The organism is Frigoribacterium sp. NPDC087798 (assembly GCF_044742985.1).
In the GTDB taxonomy this organism is placed as follows: Bacteria; Actinomycetota; Actinomycetes; order Actinomycetales; family Microbacteriaceae; genus Frigoribacterium.
The window spans coordinates 298,445-319,152 of the sequence record NZ_JBIUVP010000002.1 but is presented as its reverse complement, the minus strand read 5'-3'; the positions used below and the strand labels follow the sequence as shown (position 1 = coordinate 319,152).

Here is a 20,708-nt window from a genome sequence, read left to right as displayed (position 1 = left end):
CGCAGCCGCGCGGTCACCAGCTCGTGTCGAAGCCCTCGTAGCTGGCCACGACCGCGCCCGAGGCGATCTCGACGATGGTGGTCGTGACCCCGTCGGCCACGGGGTCGATCGTGTACGAGTAGTCGGTCGGCGTCGTCGCGTCCCCGACCGACTGGACCGCCAGGTACTGCCCGTTCGGGGAGACGTCGAAGCCCTCGATCACACCGGATGCGCTCGGGGGCTGCCAGAGCGTCCGTGACGTGGCACCGTCGTCGGCGACGACGAGCGTCCGGTACGTGAGCCCGTCGTCGGACGGGACCGACACCTGCTGCACGACGTGGCGGGAGTCGAGGGCCACCAGCGGCCCGGCGAACGGGAGGACGCCGTCGACCGGGGCGGGGGCACGGGGGCGCTCGTCCCCCGTGGCGAGGTCGACGACCATGGAGGCGATCGCCGACGCGGCGATCAGCGTGGTGCCGTCGAGCGACACCCCCTGCAAGAGCGAGTACGTCCCCACGGGCCGCACGGGGTCCACTCCCGAGAGGTCGATGACGCTCACCGAGTCGTCGACGGCCTGGACGACGACGTCGTCCTCACCCGGCACGAAGGCCCAGTCGGTGGGTTCGACGGGCTGCCCGGACAGGCCGAGGACCGGGGCCACCGCCCGCTCCCCCTGCAGTGGCAGCGTGTACAACGTCTCGACGTCCGAACCGGTCGGACGGAACGAGAACGCCAGCGTCGTCGTGGCACGGTCGGCCGCGAAGCGGGTGATCAGGCCAGGGGCCTCGGGCACGGGCAGGGTCTCGACGGCGGCCCCGTCGAGCGACACGAGGCTGAGGCTGCTCTGCGTCCCGTCGTCCGTCACGACCGCGACGGCCGAGTCGAACACCTCGTAGGCCTGGATGCGCGGCGCGGACCAGACGGTCGTCCTGTCCGAGCCCCGGAGCCCGGCCCGTTCGATGCGGTCGTCGGCCCCGGACGTGCCGCGCACGAGCCGGTACGCCGTCGCCGGGGGCGTGCTGAATCGCGCCTCCAGGGTCGAGGTCTGTCGCTGGTAGACGCTCGAGACCCCGTCGACGCGGACGTGGTAGTCGGTGTCGTACGCGAGCCGGCCCGTGAAGGTCACGGCGACCACGTCACCCGACGTCTGCACCGTGAAGGCCGCCGCGGGCGTCACGACCACCTGCGAGGCGTCGACGTGCGCGAGCGCCTGGTTGGCGAACACCCGCAGCTGCTGACCGGGACGCTCGACCACGGCCGTCGTGTCGACCTGCGTCTCGCCGGCCTTGGGACCCTGGAAGTAGGTCAGCCCCACGAAGGCGGCACAGACCACCGCGAGGACGGTGACGACGGCGATCCATCGCGTGCGCCAGCGGGCACCGGCCTCACGGGCGTCCTGCTCGGTGAGGAACACGGGGTCGGACGCGAACGGATCGGGCGTGGCCGCGCCTCCTGTCGTGCCCCGGCCCCGTCCGCCCTCAGTAGAGGTACGGGTCACTGGGCTGTCCCACGGTGGTGACGTCGTCGGGCACGAGGGCGACGGGGTCCTGGCTCGAGCTGCTGCGGTTGGTGTCGAAGCCGCCCGTGACCTCGACCCAGTCGTCGGCGGCGACCTGGTCCTGCCACCCCGGCAGGTAGACGGGCACGCCGACGGGCTGGGCGTCGACCGCGCAGCACGTGATCACGAAGCGCGACACGTAGAACACGTCGTCGGGGTCGGTGTCGGACGGCGTGACGAACCCGACGACGTCGGCGGTCTTGCCCTCGTAGAACGCTAGGTCGGTCGTCTGCCGCAGCAGGCCGGCCCAGTCGAGGACGCTGAACGACCGGTAGGCGTCCGAGGAGGCGCTGGTCGCGTCGGCCACGGTCGTGCGGTCGAGCGCCGCGGTGGACGAGTTGACGTCGCGCTGGCCGGCCGTGGCGCTGGTGAGGGTGGCCGGGGGCAGGGCGACGACGGCGATCGCGATGGCGGCGGTGACGGCGACGCCCGCCGAGAAGGCGAGACGTCGGGCGCCGGTGGCGACCGGCCGACGCCGGCGCGGCCGGAGGCCGTCCTCGACCGCGGGCACCTCGGCCGCGTCGAGGCGGCCGTCGTGGCCGTGCCCGGTCCCGGGATCGTGGTCGTGGCCGTCGTGCGCGTCGTCGCCCCGGACCGGTGAGAACGCCAGCGTGGCCAAGGACAGCGTCATGCCGATGAGGATCATCACGACCGTGAAGACGTCGTACCGGGGGTGGATGTACAGCACGAGCTGCCCGGTCGCGGCGAGCCAGAGGGTGGCGACGCCGACGACGAGCGTCAGCAGCACCCCTTGCCACCGGTCGAGCAGTCGGCGCCAGGGGCGAGGAGCAGGGCTAGGCGACATAGTTGACCACCAGTCCGATCGCGGCACTGGTCAGGGCCACCACGAGGGTGACCTGCCCGAGCACCTTGGGTGTGTAGGTCGTCCGCAGCAGGGCCAGCATCTTGACGTCGATGATGGGGCCGAAGACGAGGAAGGCGGCGATGCCGCCGGGCATGAAGGTCGAGGCGAACGGCAGCACGAAGAACGCGTCGACGTTCGAGCAGATCGAGATGACGAAGGCCAGCACCATCATCGCCAGCACCGACCAGACGGGGTTGCTGCCGAGCGTGACGAGCACCGACCGCGGAACGATCGTCTGGATCGCGCCCGCGATGGCCGCGCCGATGAACAGCGCGGGCATCATGGTCGACATCTCGCGGCGGAACAGGTCGACGCTCTTCGCCGTGCGACCCCGGCCGTGCGCATGGCCGTCGTCGACCCGGCACTCGGCCGCGAACGAGGAGGTCAGCAGGCTCTGCTGGTTCGGGTGCTTGCTGAACAGCCAGCCGATCAGGTTCGCGATGACGAACCCACCGATCAACCGGGCCACGAGGATGCCGTCGTCCCACCCGAACGCCTGGTGCGTGGTGATGATGGTGATCGGGTTGAGGATCGGCGCCGCGAGCAGGAAGGTCATCGACTCGGACACCGTGAAGCCCTTGAGCACGAGCCCCCGCGCCAGGGGCACGTTGCCGCACTCGCAGACGGGCAGGAACATGCCGAGGAACGAGATGACCGCGCGACGGGGCAGCCCCCGCTTCGGCAGCCACGACGAGAAGAACGCCTGCGGCAGCCACTCCTGCACGATGATCGACAGGACGATGCCGAGCAGGACGAACGGCATCGACTCGACGATGACGCTGATGGTCAGCGTGACGAAGTCCTGCAGCGCGTTCGGCAGCAGGCCCGGGCCGAGGAGGGGCGAGGCGAGGCGGACCGCCACGAGCACGGCGAGCACGAGCCCACCGGCCACGAGCAGCGGGACGCGCGACGGTGCCCGACGAGCACGACGTCCGGCGCCGTGCCCGGCGTGGTCGATGCGCTCCCGGACGGGAGCGCTCACCGGTCGTCCTCGTTCGGACCGGCCGGGGGCGCGAAGCGCGACCAGTCGTCCGGTGCGGGGACCGGGTGCGACGGCACGACGGGGCGCTCGGGCGGGACGACGCGGGCCGACGGCGCCGCGGCGACGGTCGTCGGGAGGCGGGTGGAGCGATCGCCCCGGACGGCAGGAGGCGCGACGTCGTCCTCGACGTCGCCCGCGTCGTCACCCTCCCCGGCCTCAACGACCCGGGGCGCGGGCTCGACCGCCCAGACCTCGTCGCCGTGGCCGCCGCCCAGCCACAGCCGGGCGAGCACGGCCCCGGCCACGAGCAGGGCGGTGTCGACGATGCCCGCCGACAGCGGGATGGTCGTCAGGTAGAGCGCGAGGTTCACCCATGTGCCGCCGTCGATCGAGAGCACGATGCCCGGCACGATCCCGACGACGGCCAGCGCGAGGGTTCCCGCGCCGCCCGCGACCACGGCGTGGCGGACGACCGTCCGGAGGTCGGACCGCGGCGTCAGCGGCCTGATCGTGGCGAGCACGACGAACGAGGCGACGTAGAACGGGAACGGGTAGAGCACGAAGCTGCCGAGGAACTGCCCGACCGGCGTCGCGACGAACCCGCTGGGGAACGCCGTCACCGAGAAGCCGACCGCCGAACCGACGAGTGCGACGAGGCCGAGGGCGAAACGCGCCACCAGCACGACGACCAGGGCCGTGGCCGCCACGAGCAGGCGCTCGCGTCCCTCCGGCCCGGAGGCCGAGACGGACGCAGCCCGGAGCCTCGACCTGACGGTCGGGGTTCCGGGCTGGGTCAGAGGCACGCAGTCACCCTAGACGACCTACAGATCGTCGGAGCTGACCCCCACGCCGAGGATGAACGGACCGGACTCGCCGGACGTCGTCGGCTCGGCCGGAGCCGCTGCGGTCGTGCCCTGGCTGGAGGCGCGGCGCGAACGCGAACGCCCCTGCCCGGGCTGCTTCGGCTCGGGCAGCGCACCCAGCACCGAGTCGAGCAGCTGCTCGGCGTCCTGGCTGCTGATGCGACGCGGCTCGCGACGCGTGGTCGCGACGGGGATGTCGAGGATCGCGACCGTGGCGTCCGGGGTCGAGACCGTGGCCGACGACCGGCGACGCTCCGTGCCCTTGGCGACCGGAGCCTCCGTGGGCTCGTCGACGGGTGCGGCCACGGCGGCGGCCGGAGCCGACCGCTCGGCCGGGGCGGCCGCGGGGACCTCGATCACACCGGCGCTCGAGTCGGCAGGAGCGGACTCGGCGGGCGACGACACGGCAGGAGCCGACTCGGCGGCGTCCTCGCCGGTCTCGCGCGCGGCACGTGACGATCCACGGCGACCCTTGCGGCCCGAACGCCCGCGACGGCCTTCGTCGGCCTGGTCACCGGCTGCCTCGGCGGCCGGCTCGGCCTTCGTGGCACTCGCGGCCGCGGCGTCGATGGCGGCCTCGACCGCCGCGGCGGCCTGGCTGGCCGCGTCGTCGTCCTTGGCGCCGCCTTCTTCGGCATGGGCGATGGTGCTCGCCGCGATGCGCGAGAGGGCGTTCTTCACGTCGTCGGTGATGGCGTGCGTACCCGTCGTGGGGTGAGCCCCACCGGTCGGCGCCGAGGGGCCGCCGCGACCGGACTGCGGCGCGGTGCCGGCACCGGCGCCCGTGTTGTGGCCGTTGCCGCCCGACTTGCCGGACCCGCCGGCCTGGCCGCCACGTCGGCGGTCGCCCTGCTGGCCGCCCTTGCGGGGCTGCTGTTCTTGGACGCGCGCGGCGCTGCCGGCCTCGGAGAACGACTCGGCCAGGCCGAGGCCCAGCTTCTTGCGCGTCATCTGGACGAGCCCGAGCGACGTGACCTCGGCCACCTGGTGCTTGGTGCGGTCGCGGCTGAGGCACTCGACCAGGCGACGCAGCACGAGGTCACGGTTGGACTCGAGCACCATGTCGATGAAGTCGACGACGATGATGCCGCCGATGTCGCGGAGGCGCAGCTGACGGACGATCTCCTCGGCGGCCTCGAGGTTGTTCTTCGTGACCGTCTCTTCGAGGTTTCCGCCGGAACCGACGAACTTGCCGGTGTTGACGTCGACGACGGTCATCGCCTCGGTGCGGTCGATGACGAGGGAACCGCCCGAGGGCAGCCAGACCTTGCGGTCGAGAGCCTTCTCGATCTGCTCGTTGAGGCGGTACTCGTCGAACGCGTCCTTGTCGCCCTCGTAGCGCTTGACGCGGTCCATGAGGTCGGGCGCCACGGCCGAGAGGTACGACTGCAGCGTCTCGAACGCCTCGTCGCCGTCGATGACCATCTCGTGGAAGTCCTCGTTGAAGACGTCGCGCACGATCTTGATCAGCAGGTCGGGCTCGGAGTGCAGCTGGTTCGGGGCGTTGCCCGCCGCGACCTTCTTCTCGATGTCGGCCCACTGGTTGGTGAGGCGCTTGACGTCGAGGGTCAGCTGCTCTTCGGTCGCGCCCTCGGCCGCCGTGCGCACGATGACGCCGGTGTTCTCCGGCAGGGCCTCTTTGAGGATCTTCTTCAGACGCGCGCGCTCGGTGTCGGGCAGCTTGCGGCTGATGCCGTTCATCGAGCCGTTGGGCACGTAGACGAGGTAGCGGCCCGGCAGCGAGATCTGGCTCGTGAGACGGGCGCCCTTGTGGCCGACGGGGTCCTTGGTGACCTGGACGAGCACGCGGTCACCGGGCTTGAGGGCCAGCTCGATGCGACGGGGCTGGTTGCCCGTCGACAGGGAGTCCCAGTCGACCTCGCCCGAGTAGAGCACGGCGTTGCGACCGCGTCCGATGTCGACGAAGGCGGCCTCCATGCTGGGCAGCACGTTCTGGACGCGGCCGAGGTAGACGTTGCCGATCAACGAGACGTTCTGCGCCTTGGCGACGTAGTGCTCGGCCAGGGTGCCGTCCTCCATGACGCCGATCTCGATGCGGTCGCCCGACGAGCGGACGATCATCTTGCGGTCGACGCTCTCGCGACGGGCGAGGAACTCGGCCTCGGTGATGACGGTGCGACGGCGTCCGGCGTCCCGGCCGTCGCGACGACGCTGCTTCTTCGCCTCGAGACGCGTGGAGCCCTTGATGCGCTGCGGCTCGGTGATGAGCTCGGCCTGACGCGGGGCACGGTCGCGGTCGCGACCACGGGGCTCGGAGTCGCGCTCCTCGCGGTCCTGCGAGCGGCCGCGCTGGCGGCGACGCGAGGCGGGCTGCTGCTCGCGGTCGTCGCGCTCGTCACGGTCGTCGCGGTCGTCGTCGTCGCCCTCGCGGTCGTCGTCCCACGAGTCGTCGCGGTCGTACCGGTCGTCACGGTCGTCGCGCTGTCGTCGACCGGGGCGGGCCGGCAGGACGGTGATCTCGGGTGCGTGGAAGATCAACGACGTCGTCGTGAGGTTCGCCGGGATCGGCGACGCCCCGTCGGTCGTCGCGTCGTCGGCCGTCGCGGCCCCGGTCGGTGACGGCTGGGTCGCCGCGGCGACGAACGCCTCGGCGACGGCGTCGGTCTCGCTCTGCTGGGAGGTCGGGGCCTGGGCCGCGACCTGCTCGTCGGTGGTCTCGGTCTCGTGGGTCACGGGTGATGCCTCCTGGGCGTCGTCTGTCGTCCGGACGGGTGAAGGGAGTGCTGCCTGCTGCCTGGCGGGGGCCGTCGCCGGGGCGGCGTCGACCGCCGCCTGGCGAGCCCTGAGGCCTGCGAACAATCCCCTTCTCTTCTTCGGACGTCCGTCGTTGTCTGTGTTGTCGTTCACCACTTGCGGTGCGCTCCTCGCCCCGCCGAGGCCATGCCGTCGGCAGGAATTCTCGTGTCGTGGCCGGGCGGTGACGTGGCACCTGCCCCTGACCACCGCGCCCTCTCACGGCGCGCCTTGTCGGACACGCCACGTTCGGTCACCCGGGGTGTCGACCGACCTGCGGTCGTCGCCCTCGATGTCGTTCGTCGACGTGCTGTTCTTCGTGTCGCCTTGCTGGTTCGGAACTGGCCATCCGACGATGAGCGCCTGCGCTCTGGCCCGGATTCCGCTCGACCTGGTCGACCACGCGATCTCTCGCGTGACGACGACGGCCGGCACTGCCCGGTAAGCCTGGATCTCGGGGCCTGGGCCCCACGACTGGCTCGATTATCGCACGCCCACGCCGGTCCGGGGTCAAAGCGGACGCCCCGACGGCCCGTGCGATACTGCTGGACGTGACCGTCGAGACGCCTCGGGCCGTGACCCTGCCCACCGGCCGCACCCCGTTCGTCGCGGCCGTGCTGCTCGTCGTCGCCGGTCTCGGCGGACTCGTGGGGGCCTTCGCCCTGACCCTCGACAAGTTCCGACTGCTCGAGAACCCGGGCGCGGCGCTCGGCTGCGACGTCAACCCGTTCGTGGGCTGCTCACCCGTCATCAACAGCTGGCAGGCCTCGCTCTTCGGCTTCCCCAACCCGATCCTCGGCCTGATCGGCTTCGCGGCCCCCGTGGCGGTGGGCCTGGGCCTGCTCGCCGGTGCGCGCTTCGCCCGGTGGTTCTGGCTGGCCTTCAACCTCGGGCTGCTGCTCGCCTGGATCTTCATCACCTGGCTCTTCACCCAGACCGTGTTCGTCATCGGCGCGCTCTGCCCGTGGTGCATGCTCGTCTGGCTCTTCACCATCCCGCTGTTCTGGGTCTTCACGGTGTGGGGCGCGGCTCGCGGCGTCACCGTCCCCGACGGGCCGCTCCGACGTGCGGCGGCACGCTTCCTCCCCTACTCGTGGGTGCTGCCGGTGCTCAACTACATCGTCGTCGCCACGACCATCGTCGTCGTGTTCCCGTTGCTGCTGCCGACGCTGTTCGGGTGAGCCGCGCCTCCTCGCGTCCCCGTCTCGGGCCCACCCGCCCCGTCAGTCGCACTCAGGTCGCTCCCAGCCGAATCAGGGTCGACCTCGCCAGTCTTGACCGACGACCCCCGAGCCACGACGAGGACTGATGACGCCACCCACCGACTCCCCCGCCAGCAAGAAAGAACGCCGAGAAGCAGCCCGCGAGAAGGCCCGAGTCACGCGCGAGGCCGAGGCCCGTCGTCGACGTCGCAACAAGTGGCTCCTGCAGGGCGGCCTGGTCGTGGGCGTCGTGGCGGTGCTCGCGATCGTCGCGCTCGTCATCACGCAGTCCATCAAGCCGGCCGGTCCCGGCCCTGCGAACATGGCGAGCGACGGTCTGGTGCTCGAGGGCTCGAACGGGGCGGTCACCGCCGTGCCGAGCGGCGCCCTCGCCGCCGACGCGACCCCGACCCCGGCCCCGAGCGCCTCGGGCGACGTGCCGTCGATCGTGGTCTACCTCGACTACATGTGCCCGTTCTGCGGCCAGTTCGACACGACGAACGCCCAGCAGCTCGAGGAAGCCGTCTCGAGCGGTGCCGCGACCCTGGCGATCCACCCGATCGGGTTCCTCGACAACGCCTCGCAGGGCAGCCGGTACTCGACGCGGGCCGCCAACGCCTTCGCCTGCGTCGCGAACCACGAGCCCGACAAGGCGCTCGACGTCAACACCGCCCTGTTCGCGCAGCAACCCGAGGAGAACACCCGGGGCCTGACGAACGACGAGCTCGTCACCCTGGTGCAGGGTGCCGGGGCGACCGACGACCAGATCCCGTCGTGCATCACGGGAGGCGACTTCGAGGACTGGGTCGCCTCGGCCACCCAGCGGGCGTTGAACGACCCGATCCCGAACTCGTCGCTCGACAAGCTCGCGAGCACCCCGCTCGTCCTGGTGAACGGCCAGCAGTACCAGGGCTCGTTGACCGACGCGAGCACCTTCGCGCAGTTCGTCGCCGAGGTGCAGAACGGCGCCCCGACCGGTGACACGAGCACGGGCGACACCGAGGGCTCGACGGCGACGCCGACCCCCTGACGACGCGACCCGTCGACACGACCGAGCCCGCGCCTCCTGATGGACTCAGGAGGCGCGGGCTCGGTGGTCTCCGGCGTCACGCCGGTCGGCGGCTCAGAACCAGAGGGCCAGCTCGCGCGTGGCGCTCTCGGGGCTGTCGCTGCCGTGCACCAGGTTCTGCTGGACCTTCAGGCCCCAGTCGCGGCCGAGGTCGCCACGGATCGTTCCGGGGGCCGCGGTCGTCGGGTCGGTCGTGCCGGCGAGCGAGCGGAAGCCCGCGATGACGGCGTCGCCCGCGATGCGCAGCGCGACGGTCGGGCCGCTCTGCATGAACTCGACGAGGGGCTCGTAGAACGGCTTGCCCACGTGCTCCTCGTAGTGCTTCGCGAGCAGGTCGCGGTCGGCCTGCACGAGGCGGACGTCGACGAGCGAGTACCCCTTGGCCTCGATGCGGCGCAGGATCTCGCCGGTCAGGCCGCGGGCGACGCCGTCGGGCTTGACGAGGACGAGGGTTTCTTCGAGATCGGACATTGCTCCTCTTTCGGTGGGTGGCGGATGGCTCGGTGGGTGGCGGATGGCTCGCGGGCGGGCGCCCGGAGGACGGGTCGGTGGGTGTCGGCTCAGGCCACGTCACCGGGCGCGTCGCGCAGCCGGGCGGCGTTCATGCGGTCGAGCTGTGTGCCCTTGACGAGGCAGTAGGTCCAGATGGCCACGAACAGGGCGGCCACGACGAACATGACCGGATCGAGGAACCCACAGGCCACGAGACCCAGCTGGACGAGCCAGCCGAGGGCGACGCCCCACCGCCAGCGCAGGGTCTGCGAGATCAGCAGCGTCAGGACGATGGCGGCGAGGCCTCCGCCCCAGGCGACGCCGGCCGGCAGCAACTGCCGCCCGAAGACCACGAGGGTGACGAAGAACAGTGTCATCGCCTCGAGCACGAGGACGATCGAGAGCAGGCTCTCGGCCGCCCCGCGACGTCGACGGGGGCGCGGCGCGCGCCCGCCGGCTCCGGCTCCGGCGGGCGGCGGCGCCGTCGTCACGAGAGCCCCTCGGGCTGCTGCGAGAGGGCGATGACGTCGCCGACCAGCGTGATCGACCCCGTCACGACGACGCCGCCGGGCTCGTCGCCCTCGACCTCGTCGGCCAGGTCGCGCGCCGTGCGCAGGGCCGCCACGAGGTCGGTCTCGACGACGACGCGGTCGGCACCCACGACGCCCACCGCGATGGCGGCGAGCTCGTCGGCGTCGATCGCCCGGTCGGACTTCGAGCTCGTCACGACGAACTGGGTGACCGTGGGCGCCAGGGCGCGGACGATGCCCGCGGCGTCCTTGTCGGCCAACACGCTGAGCACCGCGACGACGCCGCCGAACTGGAAGTAGTCGTCGAGGGCCTTGGCCAGGGCGCGGGCGCCGTGCGGGTTGTGCGCCGCGTCGACCAGGATCGTCGGCTCGTTGGCGACGATCTGCAGGCGGCCGGGCGACGTCGCACTCGCGAGTCCCTCGGCGAGCACCTCGTGGTCGAGCGGCTGCGACCCACCGCCGAGGAAGGACTCGACGGCCGCGACCGCGACGGCGGCGTTCTGGGCCTGGTGGTCACCGAACTGCGGCAGGAGCAGGTCGTCGTACCGGCCCGCGAGCCCGCGGATCGTGACGACCTGGCCGCCGACGGCGACGGTGGTGGACTCGACGCCGAAGGCGGTGCCCTCGACCGCGAGCGACCCCTCGCTCAACTCGACGGCGCGTTCGAGTTCGACCAGGGCCTCGGAGGTCTGCGACGCCGAGACCACGGCGGCCGTGGGCTTGACGATCCCGGCCTTCGTGCGGGCGATCTCGGCCACGGTCGAGCCGAGACGGTTCTGGTGGTCGAGGGCGATGGGGGTGAAGACGGCGACCTGGCCGTCGGCCACGTTCGTGCTGTCCCATTCGCCCCCCATGCCGACCTCCAGCACGACCACGTCGGCGGGAGCGTCGGCGAAGCAGGCGAAGGCGAGCACCGTCAGGGCCTCGAAGAAGGTCAGGGTGGGCTCCCCCGACGCTTCGAGATCGGTGTCGACCATGGTCAGGTAGGGCTGGATGTCGTCCCAGTTGGCGACCAGGCGCTCGTCGCTGATCGGCTCGCCGTCGACCACGATGCGCTCGTTGAGGTGCACGAGGTGCGGGCTCGTCATGAGCCCGGTGCGCAGGCCGTGCGCCCGCAGGATGCTCTCGATCATCCGGCTGGTCGACGTCTTCCCGTTCGTGCCGGTGAGGTGGATCACCGGGTAGGCCCGCTGCGGGTCGCCCAACAGCTCGACGGCCCGCCGGGTCGGCTCGAGCCGCGGCTGCGGGGCCTGCTCGCCGATGCGTGCCAGCAGCTCGTCGTGGACGCGCTGCGCGCCGGCAGCGAACTCGCCTCCCTGCTCGTCGGCGGGATCGCCCTGGCGGTCGTTCTTCTTCGGGGTCATGCGCGTCGTACCTCCACGACGACGGCCGAGCCGGAGCCCGATCCGACGACGGTCTTCTCGGGCCGCTCGCCGACGCCCTCCTGGACGTCGACGATCAGCTCGGTGGTCAGGGTCTCGCGGGAGATCAGCTCACGGTGGGCCTCGACGGCGGCCGCCGCGACCGCGTCGGTCGTGAGCGTCGTCACGATGCGGTCGGACACGTCGAGGTCGGCGGTCTTCCGGGCCTGCTGCACGGCACGCACGACGTCTCGGGCCAGGCCCTCGGCCTCGAGCTCGGGCGTGGTCGCGGTGTCGAGCAGCACGAAGCCGCCGTCGCCGACGAAGGCGAGAGCGCTCGACGCGTCGGCGACGGCCAGCTCGAGCGTGAACTCGCCGGGCAGCAACTCGACGCCGCCGACGACGACGTTCTCGCCCGCGGGCTGCCAGTCGCCCCTCTTCGCCGCCGGGATGACCTGTTGCACCTGCTTGCCGATGCGCGGACCGGCCGCCCGGGCGTTGACGGTGAGCTTGCGGGTGACGCCGTATTCTCCGAGGCTCTCCTCGGTCAGGCGGGTCACGACGACCTGCTTGACGTTGAGCTCGTCGCGCACGATGTCGGCGAACGCCTCGAGGCCCGCGGGGTCAGGCGTGACGACGGTCAGACGGGCCAACGGCAGGCGGACGCGCAGCCCCTGGGCCTTGCGCAGCGCCAGGCCGCTCGACGCGACCGCGCGAACGGCGTCCATCGCGGCCACGAGGGCGTCGTCGGCCGGGAACGCCGAGGCGTCGGGCCAGTCGGTCAGGTGCACCGAGCGACCCCCGGTGAGTCCCTTGTAGATCTCGTCCGCGACGAGGGGCGCGAGCGGGGCCGCGACCCGGGCGAGGGTCTCGAGCACCGTGAAGAGGGTGTCGAAGGCGTCGACGTCGTCGCCCGACCAGAACCGGTCACGCGAGCGTCGGACGTACCAGTTGGTCAGGACATCGGCGAAGTCGCGCAGCGTCGCTGTGGCCCGCGGCGTGTCGAGGGCGTCGAGGGCCGCCTCGACGTCCGTGACCAGGAGGCGCGTCTTCGCCAGCAGGTAGCGGTCGAGGACGTCGCTCGAGTTGGTTCGCCACTGCGCGTCGTAACCGGGGGCGGCGTGACGACCCGCGCCTCCGGACGCCGCGTTGGCGTAGAGCGAGAAGAAGTACCAGGTGCTCCAGAGCGGCAGCAGGAACTGCCGGACGCCCTCGCGGATGCCCTCCTCGGTGACGACGAGGTTGCCGCCGCGGATCACCGAACTCGACATGAGGAACCAGCGCATGGCGTCGGCCCCGTCGCGGTCGAAGACCTCGCTGACGTCGGGGTAGTTGCGCAGGCTCTTCGACATCTTCTGACCGTCGGAGCCGAGCACGATGCCGTGGCTGACCACGTTCGAGAAGGCCGGGCGGTCGAACAACGCGGTGGAGAGCGTGTGCAGCGTGTAGAACCAGCCACGGGTCTGGCCGATGTACTCGACGATGAAGTCGGCAGGGCTGTGCTCGTCGAACCACTGCTGGTTCTCGAACGGGTAGTGCACCTGCGCGAACGGCATCGAACCGCTGTCGAACCAGACGTCGAGGACGTCCTCGATGCGGCGCATCGTGCTCTGCCCGGTCGGGTCGTCGGGGTTCGGTCGGGTGAGCTCGTCGATGTAGGGGCGGTGCAGGTCGGGCTCGCCGTCGGAGTTGAGCGGCAGGCGGCCGAAGTCGGCCTCCATCTCGGCCAGCGAGCCGTAGACGTCGACGCGCGGGTAGGCGGGGTCGTCGCTCTTCCACACCGGGATCGGTGAACCCCAGTAGCGGTTACGCGAGATCGACCAGTCGCGGGCGTTGCCGACCCACTTGCCGAACTGGCCGTCCTTGACGTTGTCGGGCACCCAGGTGATCTGCTGGTTCAGCTCGCCCATGCGGTCGCGGAACTCGGTGACGCGCACGAACCAGCTCGACACCGCCTTGTAGATCAGGGGGTTGCGGCAGCGCCAGCAGTGCGGGTAGCTGTGCTCGTAGCTGGCGAGGCGCACCAGGCGACCGTCGGCGCGGAGGCGCTGCACCAACGGCTTGTTGGCCTCGAAGACCTGGAGGCCGGCGACGCCCAGCTCGTCGAACATCGGCAGGAAGCGCCCACCGTCGTCGACCGAGACGATCACGGGGATGCCGGCGGCGGCGCAGACCAGCTGGTCGTCCTCGCCGTAGGCCGGGGCCTGGTGCACGATGCCGGTGCCCTCGCCGGTGGCGACGTAGTCGGCGACCAACACGCGCCAGGCGTTCTCGGTGCCCCAGGCCTCGGTGTCGGCGTAGACGTCCCAGATGCGGTCGTACTCGACGCCCTCGAGCTCGGCACCGGCGAAGGTCGCGGTGACGGCGGCCTGGGCGGACTCGGCGGACTCGTAGCCCAGGTCACGCGCGTAGGCGCCGAGCGTGTCGGCCGCGAGCAGGAACACGCTGCCGGTCAACAGCTCTTGGTCGCCGGTGCGCTCGCCCGGCAGGAGGGCGTGGGGCACGGTGACGTAGTCGATGGCCGGTCCCACGGCCAGCGCCATGTTGGTCGGGAGGGTCCACGGGGTGGTCGTCCAGGCCAGCGCCTCGACGCCGGTCAGGCCGAGCGCCTCGGCCTTGGCGCCGACGAGGGGGAAGGCGACGGTGACCGTCTGGTCCTGACGGTTCTTGTAGACGTCGTCGTCCATGCGCAGTTCGTGGTTGGACAAGGGGGTCTGGTCGTGCCAGCAGTAGGGCAGCACACGGAAGCCCTCGTAGGCGAGTCCCTTGTCGTGCAGCTGCTTGAAGGCCCAGACGACGCTCTCCATGTAGTCGACGTCGAGGGTCTTGTAGTCGTGGTCGAAGTCGACCCAGCGCGCCTGGCGGGTGACGTACCGCTGCCACTCGTCGGTGTACTGCAGCACCGATCGGCGGGCGGCGGCGTTGAACACGTCGATGCCCATGTCGTCGATCTCGTGCTTCTCGGTCAGCCCGAGCTGACGCATCGCCTCGAGCTCGGCGGGCAGGCCGTGGGTGTCCCAGCCGAAGCGGCGGTGCACCTGCTTGCCGCGCATGGTCTGGTAGCGCGGGAAGACGTCCTTGGCGTAACCCGTCAGGAGGTGCCCGTAGTGCGGCAGGCCGTTGGCGAACGGCGGGCCGTCGTAGAAGACCCACTCGTCGCAGCCCTCGCGTGCACGGATCGACTCGGCGAAGGTGTCGTCGCGCTTCCAGAAGGCGAGGACGCCGGTCTCGATCTCGGGGAATCGCGGGGAGGCGGGGACGCCGGTGGCGTCGGAACCCTTGGGGTAGGTCATCGGTTCTCCAGGTCGTGCGGTGGGTCGCCCCCGCTGCGCTGGCCGAGGGACCTTCTGACCACGAGGACGCCGTCCGGGTGCCTGACCCGGGTGGCGCGGTACCACCCCGCTTGCCGCCGTCGTCGCCCTCTCGGACGGCGACCGCGACCGCTCTGCTGCGGCTGTGACGGGCCTGCCCCGCCCGGTTCTACCGACGACCACCGGGCCTGGGCCCGCCGGTCGCTTTCTTCCGGGTGCTCCCCGGTGATGGCCGGATCGATGCGTGCTCGATCCTACCGTCAGAGCCGAGGAGGCGCGAGGCCGTCCCGAGGAGCAGGATCGAGGCCATGTCCTCCACCCCGTCCGACCCCCCGGTCAAGCCCGAGAGCACGGTCACCGTGATCGTGGCGTTCGTCGCCAACCTGCTGATCGCCGTCGCCAAGACGGTCGCCGCCTTCCTCACCGGTTCCGCGTCGATGGTGGCGGAGTCCGCGCACTCGTGGGCGGACACGGGCAACGAGATCTTCCTCTTCGTCGCCGACAAACGGGGCGTCAAGCGACGGGACGACGCGCACCCCCTCGGCTACGGGAAGGAGACCTACGTCTGGTCGATGTTCGCCGCGTTCGGCCTGTTCACCGTCGGCGCCGTCGTGTCCATCCAGCACGGCATCTCCCAGCTGACCGCCGACGAGGAGGCCGAGAACTACCTGATCAACTACGTCGTGCTGGCCATCGCCTTCGTGCTCGAGGGCACGTCCTTCCTGCAGGCGTTCCGTCAGGCCCGCGGATCGGCGGCCGAACGGCAGGTGCCGACGCTGCGGCACGTGCTGCGCAGTTCGAACTCGACCCTGCGGGCGGTGTTCGCCGAGGACGCGGCGGCCCTGATCGGCCTGCTGATCGCCTTCCTCGGGATCTTCCTGCACCAGGTCACCGGCTCGGCGGTGTTCGACGCGATCGGGTCCATCGCCGTCGGCGTGCTCCTGGGGGTGGTCGCGTTGGTGCTGATCGACCGCAACCGGCGGTTCCTCGTCGGCGAGAGCCCCTCGGACGAGCTCGAGTCGACCGTGCTCGAACGTCTGCTCGCCCGCCCCGAGATCGAGCGGGTCACCTACCTGCACACCGAGTTCGTCGGTCCGGGCCGGCTCTACCTGGTCGCCGCCGTCGACATGACGGGCGACGACCGCGAAGAGCACGTCGCCGTCGCCCTGCGCCGCGTCGAGCGGCAGCTCGAGGACCACGACGCCGTCGAGGAGGCCGTGCTCACCCTCTCGACGCCGGACGAGCCGAGCCTGACGCCCCAGGGGGCGTCCGACCCGGCTCGTCACTGACGGCCGCGCTGCGGTTCAGCCCCGGGAGGCGCGGCGCCGCATGACGAGGACGGTCGCCGCCCCGAGCCCCACGAGGACCATGCCGGCGAGACCCGCCCATGGAGTCGTCTCGGATGAACCCGTGTAGGCGAGGTCGGAGCGGTGCGCCACGGGGACGACCCGTGCGGGCATCGGCACGGACGGTCGAGCCGCGGGGGGCACGGCGACGGGCACCACGACCGGCTCGGACGGAGCGGCGACGACGACCGGTGCGGCCAACGTGAAGTCGACGGTCACCGGTGCCGACAGCCGACTCCGCGGGGGCTGCTGGACTCCCCCGAGGCTCGGGTCGCCCGCGCCCGCGTACTGCTGGACCGTGGCACGCCACGAGCCGTACGGCAGGCCGTCGCCGATCGCCCACGTGCCGTCGGCACGCACGATCGGTGAGTCGTAGTCGCTGCCCCACCCGGTCTGCTCCGAGAGCGCCTCGTACGAGTAGTGCAGCCACGAGCCCGCTTGGCCGGTGCCCTCGAGCACGAACGAGCCGCCCCCCGGCCACGTGGTCGCGGGGGTTCGCAGCGTCTCCCCCTGTCGCGGCGACCCGATGGTGACGGCAGGAGAGGTCGGGACCTCCACCCGGAAGGACCGCGTCTCGGAACCGAGGACGAAACCGTCCGCGTTCGACACGACGACGGTCATCGACTGTTCGGGCGCTGCGTCCTGGGGCAGGTGCACGTACCGGACGGCCCGCGGACCGGCCACGTCCGCTTCGCCCCGGACCGACTGTCCCGCGGAGTCGAACACCTCGTACGAGAACCGGGCATCGGGTGCCTCGATCACGAGCTCGTAGCCCAGGGTCGCGTAGACCGCACCGTCCAGGGGGCTCGCGACCGTGAACCGTGCCGCCGGTGCAGCAGCACCCTCGGCCGCAGTGGGGGCCGCCGCGGACGGCTGCGCCGACGGGGCCGTCGCGCCGTCGTCGGTCACCCCGGAGCCGTCCCCCGACTCGTCCGACGGGCCGGTCGTGGCGTCGGCCCCGGTCCCGACGGCGGGCGCGGCCGGCTCCGCGTCGTCGTCGATCTCGGGCGTCGGCGTCACCGCCGGCGCGTCCTCGACGCCCTCGAGCACGGCCGGGCCCCCGACCTCGGGCTCGACCTCGGACGGCGCCGCCGTCGCCGTCCGATCCAGCGGCGCAGGCTCGGCAGAAGCCGCCTGTCCGTTCAGCGCGATGCCCCCCAGGGCGATGACGATGGCCGTCGACAGCGCGGTGGCGGTCGACACGGTCTTCTTCATGAGTGGTGTCCTCTTCAGTGAGTCAGGGTGGACCGGTCGCCCTGACCCACCCCGGGGCGACCGGTCGCCGTCCCGGTGATCCGGTCCGACGAGCACGACGTTAGCCACCGGGGGCGACGGATCCTCACGCCGTGACCAGGCCGTGACGAGAAGTCATCCGCAAGGTTGAGCCGTCCTCAATCCTCAGGCGCCGAGCGGGCTCACCCTCTCGTTCGGGGGGTGATTTGTGACGCATCCCGTGGTCGCTTTCAGCCGATTCGGCGCGCCCTCGGCTACCGTGATGCAGTGCAAGCAGTCATCAAGCTCATCAGAGAGCACCCTTCCGCGGCGAGGTTCCTCGTCGTCGGGGGCATCGGCTTCGTGATCACCATGGTGATCAACTACGGGCTCAAGCTGTTCGTCATCCCTCAGCACCCCGTCACCGCCCTCGCGCTGGGCATCATCGTCGCGACGGTCTTCTCGTACTGGATGAACAAGAAGTGGTCGTTCGACGACCGAGGCGAGCGTCACACCGCCCACGAGATGTTGCTCTTCGTCATCGTCAGCGTCATCGGGGTCGGCCTCAACTCCGCGCCGCTCTACCTCTCGCGCTACGGATTCGGCCTCGAGGTGCCGAACGTCTCGCGCACCACGCAAGAGATCGCCGACTTCGTCAGCGGGCCGATCATCGGCACCATGCTCGCCATGGTGTTCCGGTACTGGGCGATGAACAAGTGGGTCTTCCCGAAGCGCGCCGAGCTCGTGGACGTCCTCTCGCCCACGTCCCCGTCGACGTCACCGACGCCGACGGTCTAGGCCGAGCGCGCCTCCCGGGCGTCGAGTCCGTCCGCGACGGGGCCCACGGCTGCCGCGACCACCGGCCCGAGGGGGCCGCGCGACACCCCGGCACGCGCCCAGTTCGCGATGGCGGCCGCCGCCGCCGCGATCAACGTCGACCCGATCACCTGCGCCGCGAGATCAGACCGATCCCGCCCCGACCGCTCGGCCACGTACGATGCGACCGCCCCCTGCTGACGCACGAACCGGACCGCGGCCGAGGCGACGAGGTCGTCGCCGAGGGCCATCGCCTCGGACTGGGTCAGGGCCCAGGGCACGCGTTCGGGGTCGTGGGCCTCGGCGAGCGCGACGAGTGCGGCCTCGACCGCACGGACCGGCGACAAGTCGGAGGAGGCGCGCAGGAGGTCGCCGAGATCGGCGAGGCTCCGGTCGAGGTCGAGCCAGAAGAGGTCGGACTTGGCCTCGAAGTAGTTGAAGAACGTGCCACGGCTGACGCCGGCCCGACGGGCGATGTCGTCGACGGTCGTCCCGGCGTAGCCGTTCTCGAGGAACAACTCGGCCGCGGCGTCCGCCAGCATCTCGGCGGACGAGCGGCGAGGTCGGCCGACCGGCCGCCGAGGGCGGGTGGCGTCTGGTCCATCTGACATGGCCACCATCATGCCGCTAGACTCGACGGCGCACTTGTTGCACCCGGTCCACGAATGCCGCCTCGTCTCGGCGTCGTCGGATCCCACCCGACGTCCCGTCACTCCCCCGGAGCCCCATGCGCAGCCGCCTGCCCGTCCTGATCGCCGCCACCGCCGTCGCGAGCCTCGTGCTCGCCGGCTGCACGAGCGGGGGCGACCCCGACACCTCGTCCACCCCGGTCGCCGGGGGGACGCTGACCTACGCCTCGGGCGACGCCGAGCCGACCTGCCTCGACCCCCACGTCGGCGGCAACTACCCGCAGGCACTCGTGTCGACGCAGTACCTCGAGTCGCTCGTCTCGAAGGACGCCAACGGCGACATCGTCCCGTGGCTGGCCGACTCGTGGCAGGAGGGCTCCGACGGCCTCAGCTGGACCTTCACGCTCAAGGACGGCGTCTCGTTCACCGACGGCACCCCCTTCGACGCCACCGCCGTGGCGGCCAACGTCGCCCATCTCCAGGACCCCGCGACGCTGTCGTCGACCGGGTACCTCGCCCTCGGGAAGGTCACCGGCGTCGAGGCGGTCGACGCGCGCACGGCACGCTTCGACCTGAGCGAGCCCGACAGCGCCCTGCTCGAGTCCCTCTCACAGCCCTGGCTCGCGATGGAGTCACCCGAGGCCCTGACCCGGAGCCAGGAGGTCAACTGCGAATCACCGGTCGGCACCGGTCCGTTCGCGGTCGAGTCGTGGACCAAGCAGCAACAGGTCGTGCTCACCCGCAACGACGACTACAGCTCGCCGCCGGCCGATGCCGGGCACCAGGGGCCCGCCCACCTCGACGAGATCGTCTGGCGCTTCATCCCCGACTCGGCGTCCCGCTACGCCGCGCTGCAGGCCGGCCAGGTCGACGTGATCGACAACGCCCAGCCCGACACCCTCGTCGCCGCGGCGAAGGACGACTCGCTCGACGAGATCGACGCCCCGCGCCCCGGCGCCTCCAACCGCATCGAGCTCAACGCCGGCAAGGCGCCCTTCGACGACGCGAGCGTCCGCGAGGCGTTCATCCGCGGTGTCGACGTCGACTCGGGCATCGACTCGCTGTTCTTCGGCACGGCGAAGCGGTCGTACAGTCCGCTGTCGAGCGTCGAGCCCCTGGCGTTCTCCGACGAGTCGCTCTTCGACGTCGACACCGACGCGGCGAACGACCTGCTCGACGACGCGGGGTGGACCACCCGCGACGCGGACGGGTACCGCACGAAGGACGGCGTGCGACTCGCCGCGACCTTCCCCGTGAGCACGAACCAGTCGATCCCCGCCGAGCAGTCGCTGTTCGAGCAGGTCCAGGCCGGCGCGAAAGACCTGGGCTTCGACGTCACCCTCGAACCCCTCGACCTCTCGAGCTGGTACGGCGCCCTCGCGGCGAACGAGTACGACCTGGTGAGCGCGCCCTACACGAAGGTCGGCCCCGACGTGCTGCGCATCCTCTACGACAGCGACGGCATCACCCCCGCCCCGAGCGGCTACTTCGCCAACCTCTCGCAGACGAGCGACCCGGCCCTCGACGACCTGTTGACCCGCGCCTCCCGGACGAGCGACGCCGACGAGCGCGCCGACCTCTACCAGCAGGCCCAGCAGACCATCCTCGAGGGATGGCACGTCCTGCCGCTGTACGACCAGCAGAACCACTACCTGGTGCGCTCGGCCGTCCAGGGCGTCCGGGCCCTGCCGACGGTCCAGGCACCGACGATGTACGACGCCTACAAGACGAGCTGATCG

General features: G+C 71.4%; 17 protein-coding genes. 6 read left to right on the top strand and 11 right to left on the bottom strand.

Annotated features, from left to right (window positions below; genetic code table 11):
• Nucleotides 1-13: 13 nt before the first annotated feature.
• The 5 genes from ACIOSR_RS08490 to ACIOSR_RS08470 are packed head-to-tail and all read right to left on the bottom strand — an operon-like array spanning nt 14 to nt 7,118.
• On the bottom strand, nt 14-1,477 hold the full coding sequence (locus ACIOSR_RS08490) for a hypothetical protein (RefSeq protein WP_402752352.1): 1,464 nt from the start codon (nt 1,475-1,477) through the stop codon (nt 14-16).
• Nucleotides 1,458-2,342 (bottom strand): TIGR03943 family putative permease subunit, encoded by an 885-nt coding sequence (locus tag ACIOSR_RS08485; protein WP_402752351.1) that lies wholly within the window; start codon nt 2,340-2,342, stop codon nt 1,458-1,460. The genes ACIOSR_RS08490 and ACIOSR_RS08485 overlap by 20 nt, the downstream gene beginning before the upstream one ends.
• On the bottom strand, nt 2,332-3,384 hold the full coding sequence (locus tag ACIOSR_RS08480) for a permease (protein ID WP_233568523.1): 1,053 nt from the start codon (nt 3,382-3,384) through the stop codon (nt 2,332-2,334). Before ACIOSR_RS08480 ends, ACIOSR_RS08485 begins: the two co-directional genes overlap by 11 nt.
• Nucleotides 3,381-4,187 carry a hypothetical protein gene (locus ACIOSR_RS08475; RefSeq protein ID WP_402752350.1) on the bottom strand — a complete coding sequence of 269 codons (807 nt, stop codon included), beginning with the start codon at nt 4,185-4,187 and terminating at the stop codon, nt 3,381-3,383. The genes ACIOSR_RS08480 and ACIOSR_RS08475 overlap by 4 nt, the downstream gene beginning before the upstream one ends.
• Before the next feature lie 18 nt (nt 4,188-4,205).
• Nucleotides 4,206-7,118 carry an Rne/Rng family ribonuclease gene (locus ACIOSR_RS08470; RefSeq protein ID WP_402752349.1) on the bottom strand — a complete coding sequence of 971 codons (2,913 nt, stop codon included), beginning with the start codon at nt 7,116-7,118 and terminating at the stop codon, nt 4,206-4,208.
• 145 nt (nt 7,119-7,263) lie between these two features.
• Here ACIOSR_RS08470 and ACIOSR_RS08465 point away from each other — a divergent pair, with 145 nt between their 5' ends.
• The 3 genes from ACIOSR_RS08465 (at nt 7,264) to ACIOSR_RS08455 (ending at nt 9,233) form a co-directional block, all read left to right on the top strand.
• A complete protein-coding gene (locus ACIOSR_RS08465) occupies nt 7,264-7,446 on the top strand; it encodes a hypothetical protein (RefSeq protein WP_056048330.1) in 183 nt (60 codons plus the stop codon).
• Between the two features lie 106 nt (nt 7,447-7,552).
• Entirely contained in the window at nt 7,553-8,182 is a 630-nt protein-coding gene (locus ACIOSR_RS08460) for a vitamin K epoxide reductase family protein (protein ID WP_233568524.1), read from the top strand.
• A gap of 127 nt (nt 8,183-8,309) precedes the next feature.
• Nucleotides 8,310-9,233 (top strand): thioredoxin domain-containing protein, encoded by a 924-nt coding sequence (locus ACIOSR_RS08455; protein WP_173152491.1) that lies wholly within the window; start codon nt 8,310-8,312, stop codon nt 9,231-9,233.
• A 93-nt stretch (nt 9,234-9,326) separates the two neighbouring features.
• On the opposite strand, the gene ndk is transcribed toward ACIOSR_RS08455, so the two are convergent.
• The 4 genes from ndk to ileS all read right to left on the bottom strand — a co-directional run bounded on the left by ndk (nt 9,327) and on the right by ileS (nt 14,948).
• A complete protein-coding gene (gene ndk / locus ACIOSR_RS08450) occupies nt 9,327-9,743 on the bottom strand; it encodes a nucleoside-diphosphate kinase (RefSeq protein WP_056048334.1) in 417 nt (138 codons plus the stop codon).
• An 89-nt stretch (nt 9,744-9,832) separates the two neighbouring features.
• The gene (locus ACIOSR_RS08445) at nt 9,833-10,255 is read right to left on the bottom strand and encodes a DUF4233 domain-containing protein (protein WP_043597062.1); all 423 of its coding nucleotides are present in this window, start codon (nt 10,253-10,255) and stop codon (nt 9,833-9,835) included.
• Complete coding sequence (locus ACIOSR_RS08440) at nt 10,252-11,658, bottom strand: folylpolyglutamate synthase/dihydrofolate synthase family protein (protein ID WP_173152494.1); 1,407 nt, start codon at nt 11,656-11,658, stop codon at nt 10,252-10,254. The genes ACIOSR_RS08445 and ACIOSR_RS08440 overlap by 4 nt, the downstream gene beginning before the upstream one ends.
• Entirely contained in the window at nt 11,655-14,948 is a 3,294-nt protein-coding gene (gene ileS / locus ACIOSR_RS08435) for an isoleucine--tRNA ligase (RefSeq protein WP_402752348.1), read from the bottom strand. Before ileS ends, ACIOSR_RS08440 begins: the two co-directional genes overlap by 4 nt.
• Before the next feature lie 326 nt (nt 14,949-15,274).
• Here ileS and ACIOSR_RS08430 point away from each other — a divergent pair, with 326 nt between their 5' ends.
• Nucleotides 15,275-16,255: a cation diffusion facilitator family transporter gene (locus ACIOSR_RS08430; RefSeq protein WP_402752347.1), complete on the top strand. Its 981-nt coding sequence runs from the start codon at nt 15,275-15,277 to the stop codon at nt 16,253-16,255.
• A 15-nt stretch (nt 16,256-16,270) separates the two neighbouring features.
• On the opposite strand, the gene ACIOSR_RS08425 is transcribed toward ACIOSR_RS08430, so the two are convergent.
• Nucleotides 16,271-17,527, bottom strand: a complete 1,257-nt coding sequence (locus ACIOSR_RS08425; protein ID WP_402752346.1) for an LAETG motif-containing sortase-dependent surface protein — start codon at nt 17,525-17,527, stop codon at nt 16,271-16,273.
• A 285-nt stretch (nt 17,528-17,812) separates the two neighbouring features.
• Here ACIOSR_RS08425 and ACIOSR_RS08420 point away from each other — a divergent pair, with 285 nt between their 5' ends.
• On the top strand, nt 17,813-18,322 hold the full coding sequence (locus ACIOSR_RS08420) for a GtrA family protein (RefSeq protein WP_056048350.1): 510 nt from the start codon (nt 17,813-17,815) through the stop codon (nt 18,320-18,322).
• On the opposite strand, the gene ACIOSR_RS08415 is transcribed toward ACIOSR_RS08420, so the two are convergent.
• The gene (locus tag ACIOSR_RS08415) at nt 18,319-18,951 is read right to left on the bottom strand and encodes a TetR/AcrR family transcriptional regulator (RefSeq protein ID WP_162234614.1); all 633 of its coding nucleotides are present in this window, start codon (nt 18,949-18,951) and stop codon (nt 18,319-18,321) included. The genes ACIOSR_RS08420 and ACIOSR_RS08415 overlap by 4 nt on opposite strands.
• A 116-nt stretch (nt 18,952-19,067) precedes the next feature.
• Here ACIOSR_RS08415 and ACIOSR_RS08410 point away from each other — a divergent pair, with 116 nt between their 5' ends.
• Nucleotides 19,068-20,705, top strand: a complete 1,638-nt coding sequence (locus tag ACIOSR_RS08410; protein WP_402752345.1) for an ABC transporter substrate-binding protein — start codon at nt 19,068-19,070, stop codon at nt 20,703-20,705.
• Nucleotides 20,706-20,708: the final 3 nt, after the last annotated feature.